The sequence below is a fragment of the Tritonibacter sp. SIMBA_163 genome, assembly GCF_046535935.1.
GTDB classification, from domain to species: Bacteria; Pseudomonadota; Alphaproteobacteria; order Rhodobacterales; family Rhodobacteraceae; genus Epibacterium; species Epibacterium scottomollicae.
This window is the reverse complement of the sequence record NZ_JAWJBP010001254.1, coordinates 1-238: the sequence shown is the minus strand read 5'-3', so window position 1 is coordinate 238 and position 238 is coordinate 1. Positions and strand designations below refer to the sequence as shown.

At 66.8% G+C, this 238-nt stretch carries 1 pseudogene; it reads right to left on the bottom strand.

Annotation, left to right across the window (positions count from 1 at the left end):
* Positions 1-238, bottom strand: a pseudogene (locus R0J92_RS26340) (hypothetical protein); the annotation flags it as partial.

The window sequence follows — 238 nt, the reverse complement described above, 5'->3', positions numbered from 1 at the left end:
CCATGCCGTGCAGGCTGTCGATCTCCGCCGACGTCGGGCGGGTGCGAGCGAAAATGTTGCGCAGGTTGCGCACCATCGCTGGACGTTTTTCCGGAATGTTGAAATAGCCGGCCGCTTCCAGCCGGCTCTCCAGCCGGGCCATGAAGTTGTCCAGCTCCTCCGCCCGGGCCGCCCGGCCGCTGTTCTGCCGGCCGCTGACCAGCTTAACTGCCGGCGTGCTGTCTTCGGCCGTCCACCA